Source organism: Pseudomonas sp. RGM2987 (assembly GCF_022952855.1).
In the GTDB taxonomy this organism is placed as follows: domain Bacteria; phylum Pseudomonadota; class Gammaproteobacteria; order Pseudomonadales; family Pseudomonadaceae; genus Aquipseudomonas.
The window spans coordinates 1-8,042 of sequence record NZ_JALJDX010000079.1 but is presented as its reverse complement, the minus strand read 5'-3'; the positions used below and the strand labels follow the sequence as shown (position 1 = coordinate 8,042).

General features: G+C 62.1%; 7 protein-coding genes. 4 read left to right on the top strand and 3 right to left on the bottom strand.

Going from position 1 to position 8,042, the window contains the following annotated elements; genetic code table 11:
- Positions 1 to 149 precede the first annotated feature (149 nt).
- Complete coding sequence (locus RGM2987_RS01080) at positions 150 to 1,772, top strand: MFS transporter (RefSeq protein ID WP_245138269.1); 1,623 nt, start codon at positions 150 to 152, stop codon at positions 1,770 to 1,772.
- 152 nt (positions 1,773 to 1,924) lie between these two features.
- Here RGM2987_RS01080 and RGM2987_RS01075 read toward each other — a convergent pair whose 3' ends face one another.
- A complete protein-coding gene (locus RGM2987_RS01075; RefSeq protein WP_245138268.1) occupies positions 1,925 to 2,332 on the bottom strand; it encodes a response regulator in 408 nt (135 codons plus the stop codon).
- Between the two features lie 225 nt (positions 2,333 to 2,557).
- Here RGM2987_RS01075 and RGM2987_RS01070 point away from each other — a divergent pair, with 225 nt between their 5' ends.
- Together RGM2987_RS01070 and RGM2987_RS01065 are read left to right on the top strand one after the other, a co-directional pair.
- A complete protein-coding gene (locus RGM2987_RS01070) occupies positions 2,558 to 4,504 on the top strand; it encodes a DNA topoisomerase III (RefSeq protein WP_245138267.1) in 1,947 nt (648 codons plus the stop codon).
- A gap of 646 nt (positions 4,505 to 5,150) precedes the next feature.
- Positions 5,151 to 5,480, top strand: coding sequence for a hypothetical protein (locus tag RGM2987_RS01065; protein WP_245138266.1), 330 nt, complete (start codon positions 5,151 to 5,153; stop codon positions 5,478 to 5,480).
- A 63-nt stretch (positions 5,481 to 5,543) separates the two neighbouring features.
- On the opposite strand, the gene glsB is transcribed toward RGM2987_RS01065, so the two are convergent.
- Positions 5,544 to 6,452, bottom strand: coding sequence for a glutaminase B (gene glsB, locus RGM2987_RS01060; RefSeq protein ID WP_245138265.1), 909 nt, complete (start codon positions 6,450 to 6,452; stop codon positions 5,544 to 5,546).
- A gap of 299 nt (positions 6,453 to 6,751) precedes the next feature.
- On the opposite strand from glsB, the gene RGM2987_RS01055 reads away from it, so the two are divergent.
- Positions 6,752 to 6,946 carry a hypothetical protein gene (locus tag RGM2987_RS01055; protein WP_245138264.1) on the top strand — a complete coding sequence of 65 codons (195 nt, stop codon included), beginning with the start codon at positions 6,752 to 6,754 and terminating at the stop codon, positions 6,944 to 6,946.
- Between the two features lie 9 nt (positions 6,947 to 6,955).
- Here the strand turns inward: RGM2987_RS01055 and RGM2987_RS01050 are convergent, their stop codons facing one another.
- On the bottom strand, positions 6,956 to 7,975 hold the full coding sequence (locus RGM2987_RS01050; RefSeq protein ID WP_245138263.1) for a hypothetical protein: 1,020 nt from the start codon (positions 7,973 to 7,975) through the stop codon (positions 6,956 to 6,958).
- Between the last annotated feature and the right edge of the window lie 67 nt (positions 7,976 to 8,042).

The following is an 8,042-nucleotide window of genomic DNA, read 5'->3' as shown; positions in this document are numbered from 1 at the left end:
CAATGATGTCGGCTGGCACACCGCCTTCGCGAGCAAGCCCGCTCCCACAGGGGAAATGCACCGATCCAAGGAATTGCAGCACGCAACAAAACGCCCACACCGGCGTCGACAGTGGAACAACAAAAACAATCACTGTGAGGGATATCGCTATGTCGGAACATGTTCAGCCCCTGGAAGCCACGCGTAGCGCCGGCACCAGCCGAGACACCCAGAAAGTCATCTTCGCCTCGTCCCTGGGGACGGTCTTCGAGTGGTATGACTTTTTCCTCTACGGCGCCCTCGCGGCGGTGATCAGCAAGCAGTTCTTCGCCGGGGTCAACGACACCACCGCATTCATCTTCGCCCTGATGGCGTTCGCCGCCGGCTTCGTCGTGCGGCCATTCGGTGCGTTGGTCTTCGGACGGCTGGGGGACATGATCGGGCGAAAATACACCTTCCTGGCCACCATTATCCTGATGGGCCTGGCGACGTTCTGCGTCGGCCTGCTGCCCAACTACGCCAGCATCGGCATCGCCGCGCCGATCATCCTGGTCGCACTGCGCATGCTCCAGGGCCTGGCCCTGGGCGGTGAATACGGCGGTGCAGCCACCTACGTCGCCGAGCACGCGCCCATCGGCAAGCGTGGTTTGCACACCAGTTGGATTCAGTCCACGGCTACCCTCGGGCTGTTGCTCTCGCTGTTGGTGATCCTGGCCTGCCGCTACTTCACCGGTGATCAGTTCGAAGTCTGGGGCTGGCGCATTCCGTTCCTGCTGTCGATCCTGCTGTTGGGCATATCGACCTGGATCCGCATGAGCCTGCATGAATCACCGTCCTTCGTGAAAATGAAAGAAGAAGGCAAGTGCTGCAAGGCGCCGATCCGTGAATCCTTCGGCAAATGGGAGAACCTGAAGGTGGTGCTGATCGCGCTGTTCAGCATCAACGCCGGGCAAGCGGTGACCTTCTATGCCGCGCAGTTCTACGTGCTGTTTTTCCTCACCCAGTTCCTGAAGATGGACCCGGCCCTGGCCAACAGCCTGCTGATCGTCAGCGTGATCATCGGCGCACCGTTCTTCATCTTTTTCGGCTGGCTGTCGGACAAGGTCGGGCGCAAGCCGGTGTTGATGATCGGCTTGCTGCTGGCGACTGCGTTGTATTTCCCGATCTTCAAGACCTTGGCCCACTACGCCAACCCGGCCATTGACCTGGCGAGCCGCCAAGCACCGATCAGCGTGATCGCCGATCCGGCCACCTGCACCTTCCAGTTCGACCCGGTGGGCAAGGCACGTTTCGACAGTCCTTGCGACAAGGTCAAGACGTTCCTGGTCAAACAGGGCCTGCCCTATAACAGCGTCGCGGCTCCGGCCGGCAGCAACGTGCAGGTCAGCATCGGCGAGGTGAGGATCGATGGCTATGACGAAGCCGCCCTGCGCGGCGCCGTGACGCTGGCAGGCTACCCGCAACAGGCCGATGCCCAGCAGATCAACCGGCCGATGATCGTGGCCTTGATCGTGGCGCTGATCATCATTTCCGCGATGTGCTACGGCCCGCTGGCGGCGTTGATGGTCGAACTGTTCCCGACCCGGATCCGCTACACCTCGATGTCACTGCCCTACCACATCGGCAACGGCTGGTTTGGCGGCTTTTTGCCTACGGTGTCATTCGCGCTGGTGGTTTATACCGGGGATATTTTCTATGGGCTGTGGTACCCGGTGGTGATTACCGGGGTGAGCCTGGTGGTGGGGATGCTGTGCTTGCGCGAAACCCGCAATGTGGATTTGGACAAGAACTGAAGACCTGCACCATCCTGTGGCGAGGGAGCTTGCTCCCGCTTGAGTGCGCAGCGCTCACAAAAAGCGGGCTGCTGCGGCCGAAACGTCGGACCGCCCCAGCGGGAGCAAGCTCCCTCGCCACAATAGGTTCGCTCGCCGCAGGTTGGCGTTCATCAATGTACCTGCCGGTTCTTCACCGTGTTCTCCACCAGATCAAGCATCTGCCCCAGCGCCCATGGCTTGGCGATGAACGAGGCGTGGTGCTTGATCCCGGCGCTTTCCGGCGTTTCGTAGCCGGACATGATCAGCAACGGTATCTGCGGCCAGCGGTCCCCGGTCAGGTTGGCCAGGTCCGCGCCGTCCATGTTGCCCGGCATGGTGATGTCCGTAAGCAACAAGTCCACATAGTCGGCGCTCTGCTCAAGAAAGGTCAGCGCCGAGTCGGCGCTTTCCCGAGGTTCCACGACAAACCCCTCCTCCTCCAGGATCTCACACAGGAACTCCAGGATGGTCGGATCATCCTCCACAACGAGAATCAAACGGGTGGACGCCTGTCCGTTGCCCTTCGGCATCGAATTCATGAAAGTGACTCTCCTTGACTCATTAACTTTGCGGTTTCAGCCGCTCTGCAAGTTATGAGCGACGCCTCTGCAAGAAATTCACTCTGCGTGAAAATACCCCGCCGAACGTGAATCCCGGCATGGCCTGGTAACGTTTTATCTGTATATCCATACAGATAAAGCTTGCTCCTGGCGCGATCCCTGACCATGCTAGCGCCCCATGAAAGTTGTTCAGGAAGAGGCGTCATGCGGCTGTACCTGTGTGAAAAACCGTCCCAGGCCAAAGACATCGCCGCCGTGCTCGGCGCCACGCGCCGTGGCGACGGTTGCTGGCTGGGGGCGAACGTCACGGTGACCTGGTGCATCGGCCATCTGCTGGAAACCGCCCCGCCCGACGCCTATGACGCGCGTTACAAGCGCTGGGTATTGGCCGACCTGCCCATCGTGCCGGCGCAATGGAAAATGACCGTCAAACCCAAGACCGCCAGCCAATACAAAGCGGTCAAGCGCCTGCTGGGCGAAGCCCGGGAACTGGTGATCGCCACCGACGCCGACCGTGAAGGCGAGATGATCGCCCGCGAACTGGTGGAGCACTGCCGCTATCGCGGGCCGATCCAACGGCTCTGGCTGTCGGCCCTGGACGAAGCGTCGATCCGCAAGGCCCTGGCGGCGCTCAAGCCGGGGGCGGAAACCTTCAACCTGTACCATTGCGCCCTGGGCCGCTCCCGGGCCGACTGGCTGATCGGCATGAACATGAGCCGCCTGTTCACGCTGCTGGGCCGCCAGTCCGGGTATCAAGGCGTGCTGCCGGTGGGTCGCGTGCAGACACCGACGTTGCGCCTGGTGGTGGATCGCGACCGCAGCATCGCCGATTTCGTGCCGGTGGCCTATTGGGCCATCGATGTGCAGCTCAGCCACGACGGCACCGCGTTCACCGCCCAGTGGCGGGCCGACCCGGATGCCTGTGACGACCAGGAGCGCTGCCTGAACGAGACCCTGGCGCGCAAAGCCGCCCAGGCCATGGGCAACGCAGCCAGTGCCCGGACCCTGAAAGTACGCACCGAGCGCCTGCGCGAAGCTGCGCCGTTGCCGTTCGACCTGGGCACGTTGCAGGAAGTCTGCTCGAAAAAGCTCGGCCTCGGCGCCCAGGAAACCCTCGACATTGCTCAATCGCTCTACGAAACCTACAAGCTGATCACCTACCCGCGCAGCGACTGCGGCTTCCTGCCCATGAGCCAACACAGTGAAGCGCCGGCCATCCTCGCTGCCCTCGCCCAGGCCGACCCGAGCCTCACGCCATTGCGCGAGCATCTGCAACCACAGCGCAAGTCCCGGGCCTGGAACGATGCCAAGGTCAGCGCCCACCACGGGATCATCCCCACGGCGGCGGCCAGGAACTTCGACAAACTCGCCGGTAAGCAGCGCGCCGTCTACTCGCTGATCCGCGCACGCTACCTGGCGCAGTTCCTGCCCAACCACGAATACGACCGGACCCAGGCCGATTTCGACTGTGCCGGCCAGGCGTTGCGTGCGGTGGGCAAGCAGATTGTCGAACCCGGCTGGAAACGCGCCCTGCCCGAAGCCCTGGCGCCTGCGCGGGGCCGTGAAGCACCCGTGTCGCAAACGCTCCCGGCGCTGAGCGAGGGGATGGATTGCGCGGTGGACGAGGTGAAACCCAAGGACCTGTGGACCCAGCCGCCCAAGCCGTTCACCGAAGGCGACCTGATCAAGGCGATGAAAAACGTTGCCAAACTGGTGGAGGATCCGCTGCTCAAGCAAAAGCTCAAGGACACCACCGGCATCGGCACCGAAGCGACCCGGGCGTCAATCATCCAGGGTCTGCTCGATCGCGGTTACCTGATGAAAAACGGCAAGGCCTTGTCCGCCACTTCGGCGGCCTTCAGCCTGATCGACGCCGTGCCCCGGGCCATCGCCGACCCGGGCACGACAGCCATCTGGGAACAGGCCCTGGACATGGTGCAGAGCGGCGAAATGAGCCTGGAAGAATTCGTCACCCGGCAAGCCGCCTGGATGAGCAAGCACATCGCCCGCTGCCAGGGCATGAGCCTGACCATCAACGGCCCGGCCAGCCCCGCAGGCCGTGGCGCAGCCCCCTGGAAAAACAAACGCAAGCCCACCAAGCGCAAGGCCGGCAGCGCACCGCGCAAGACCACCAAAGCCAAGACTCCCTGAGCCTCCTGTGGCGAGGGAGCTTGCTCCCGCTGGGCTGCGCAGCAGCCCCCTCCTCCAAGCCACATCAAGACCCGAGCATGCAGATTTATCAGGGCCGCTCCGCGCCCAACGGGAGCAAGCTCCCTCGCCACGGTAATGGGCTGAGGAGCGGTTTTCATACCCAAACCATTTTGTCCGACAATATGTAGTGCCTGAAAATAATCACTACAAAACCGTTGACGCCTCCGATTTGCCCTTGCATGATGCAGACGTCTCCCCGATCGGGAGTACAGGTAACCGTTGGAGCAAGCTCGTCTGACCGCCGAGCTGTTTTTTGGATAAGGGACTGCCCACAAGGCAGATTGAAGGTGCTGACCTGGCCTGACCGTCCGGTAACAAGGACGAGAAACGTTGGCGAAGATCCTCATGACGCAGGTGGTCGACCCTCGGAAGTTGACGCTGGCTGAAGATTTCTTCGCTGTTTCTCATCGTTGTAGCGCATTTGCGTAGCAGCCCTTCGATAACACTACACAACCGATGCACGCCCCGTCGAAGTTTGACGGACAGCTGCTGACGACCTGGTTTCGGTACCAGGTGGGTACTTACCGAACAGCGAAGTTTTTGCGAACCACCAGACAGATCAACCAAATGGTCAAGGGGCTTACACATGAATCTGAATAATCAACCATCTATTGATGAACTGGCTCGCATGTTCGCAGCGCACAAAGACACTCTCGACAGCCATATCCTGTGGGTCAGCAAGACCGGCCAGGTCCATATGGACTGCCTGTCGCCCTTCACCCACGAAGAGGAGTTCGAGAAGAACACTCAAGACCTGTGTGCCCGGCTGAAGATGTACCGCCGTGGCCAGGGCTACGTAGGCAAGAAGGCTGCGGCCGACAAAGACTTCATCGGCCGCGTGTTGCAAACGCTGACCCACACCTGGCAATCGCTGCAAGGCACTTCACACGTGCAGGTCATCGACCGCTTCTGCTGATTGCAGTTGAATGAAAAAGGGCCCGTTCCTCAACCAGGAACGGGCCCTTTTTCGTGTAGCCGGTTAGAATACCGACCAGCCGATCCGCTGGCTAAGCAATTCCAGTGCCGCCATACCCGCCAGGGAATTACCCGCCGCGTTAAGTTCGGGCGACCAGACGCACACCGTGAACTGCCCCGGTACCACCGCGACAATCCCCCCGCCTACCCCGCTCTTGCCCGGCAGGCCGACCCGATAGGCGAAGTTGCCCGCCTCGTCGTACAGCCCGCTGGTGGCCATGATGGAGTTGACCTGCTGGGTCTGCCGGGCGCTGAGGATCTGTTCACCGCTGTGCTTGCAGAACCCGTCGTTTGCCAGAAAGCAGAAGGCCCGGGCCAGGTCGATGCAGTTCATGCGCAAGGCGCAGTGGCTGAAATAGCTGCGCAGCACCGCTTCTACGTCATTGTGAAAGTTGCCGAACGACTGCATCAGGTAAGCCATCGCCGCGTTGCGGGCGCGATGCTGGTATTCCGACTCGGCGACCTTGCCGTCCACCATCACCTGCGGATTACCCGACAGACGCCGCACGAAATCACGCATGGATAGCGCCGGTGCGGCGAAGCGTGACTGATTGATATCGCAGATCACCAAGGCGCCGGCGTTGATGAACGGGTTGCGCGGCCGCCCGCGCTCAAATTCCAGCTGCACCAGGGAGTTGAACGGCTGGCCGGACGGTTCATGGCCGAGGCGCTCCCAGATTGCTTCGCCGGAATGCTCGATGGCCTGCACCAGGCTGAACACCTTGGAAATACTCTGCACCGAAAACGGTGTTTCGGCGTCACCTGCGCAATACATTTCGCCGTCGTTGCTATACACGGCAATGCCCAGCTGGTTGGGCGACACGGTGCCCAGGGCCGGAATGTAGTCGGCCACCTTGCCCTGGCCGATCAGGGGGCGAACCGCATCGAGGATCTCGTTCAACAGTGCTTGCATACGCGCGGGGTCCAGTCATGCCCCGTTCGAGTGCGGGGATACAGACGCTAGACGCTGGAGGACGCAGCCAAAGCACACTGAATCGACAGTAATCTCTGTGGCGGCTGAGCCTTTTGTGGCGAGGGAGCTTGCTCCCGCTCGGTTGCGCAGCGTCCGCAAAAAGCGGGGGGCCGCTTCGCAGCCCCGGGGGAGCAAGCGCCCTCGCCACAGTGGGCTGTTGTGCTCCACGAATTTTGTACGGCGCTTGCGCGCAAATCCAACGGTCTATAGTTCAAAGGATGAGCCTGCAGGAGTAGACGATGCGTCAGATCATGCACAAAGAGCCCTGGTGGGCCTCGCCGCCCCAGCCCGGGCAGGACGAAAGCGAGCTGGAATGGGGCTGGCTGGTGATCTACAGCGAAGGCGAGCCACGCTTCGAGTTCATCAGGGAGCGCCCGTCGGACGAGCAGATCCGCCATCGCAAGGGCTGCCGCGTAACCCTCGCCTCGGATTGAGCGGCCGCGTCACGGCTTGATGTCCGGCAACACCACCGTTCGGTTGGCCAGCTCCGTCTCCACCAGATTGCCTTCGATCTCCTCGTCCAGGTAGTACACCGGCGCCATCACCCCGCTGAGGGGATGCTTGAGGGACTTGAACCAGGCCTCGTCGAACGCGGCGCTCAGGCTCTTGCGGATCCGGGCTTCCATTTCCGGCCGCTCGCCCTCATGAATGATTGCCCGGATCCCGGCCACCCCCACGGAAATCATCGCCCCCGCCACCTTGCCGGCCACGGCCGCTGCCGCACCGGTGGCACCTCGCGTGGCGAACTGCGCCTGGATCTTCTCGCTGGTGTCCTGCGCCACCTTGGCGATCACCGCCTCCGACGGTCCCGCACCGGTGGCGGCGGCTTTGTTGACGTGGTCGATCAGCGCGGTGTAGGCCGGCAAGGTATCGAGCGGCTGGGTGTGAGCCACCTCATACAAGGACGCATTGCGCGCCGCCGGTGGTCCGAGGTTGATCGCAGCAATGCCATGCAGCCGCCGATTCATCAGCTCGGTCGGTATTCCATGGCGCTGGGCAATCACCTGGACCTGCTGGTTGAGAAGGCGCAGGTAATATTGCGTCGCACTGGCCCTGATCGCCTCGGGATCAATCTCGACCGCCACGGGTTCCAGGACTTTTTCGCGATACTGCTCTTGCAGATAAACCGCCAGGCGACCGGCCGAGGAATCCGCCTCGCCTTCGGCACTGGCGGAATACCAGCCGACTTTCATCGCCAGCCACTCCTGGGTCCAGTAGCTGCTGAACCAGGGGATGAATTCGGCCTCGGTGCGCTCGTACACCAATACCCGCCAGTGCTCCATCGACCCGCGGGCGTAGACGCCGGCTTGTTCGAGGGCGCTTTTCGACGCGACGATGATCTGCCGGTCGACCTGCTGCCAGGTTTCCTGGGGAATCGCCAGCGTGGCGACCGGCTGACCACGCGGCGGCGTGGCGCACCCCGCCAGAACGATCAACACCGCCAGCATCAGCGAACGCAGCACGGTCCCACCACCCCGGGTTCAGGTTATCCCCGAGGGTGAGTAAGGTGCTGGAAAAGCACCAGCCCCC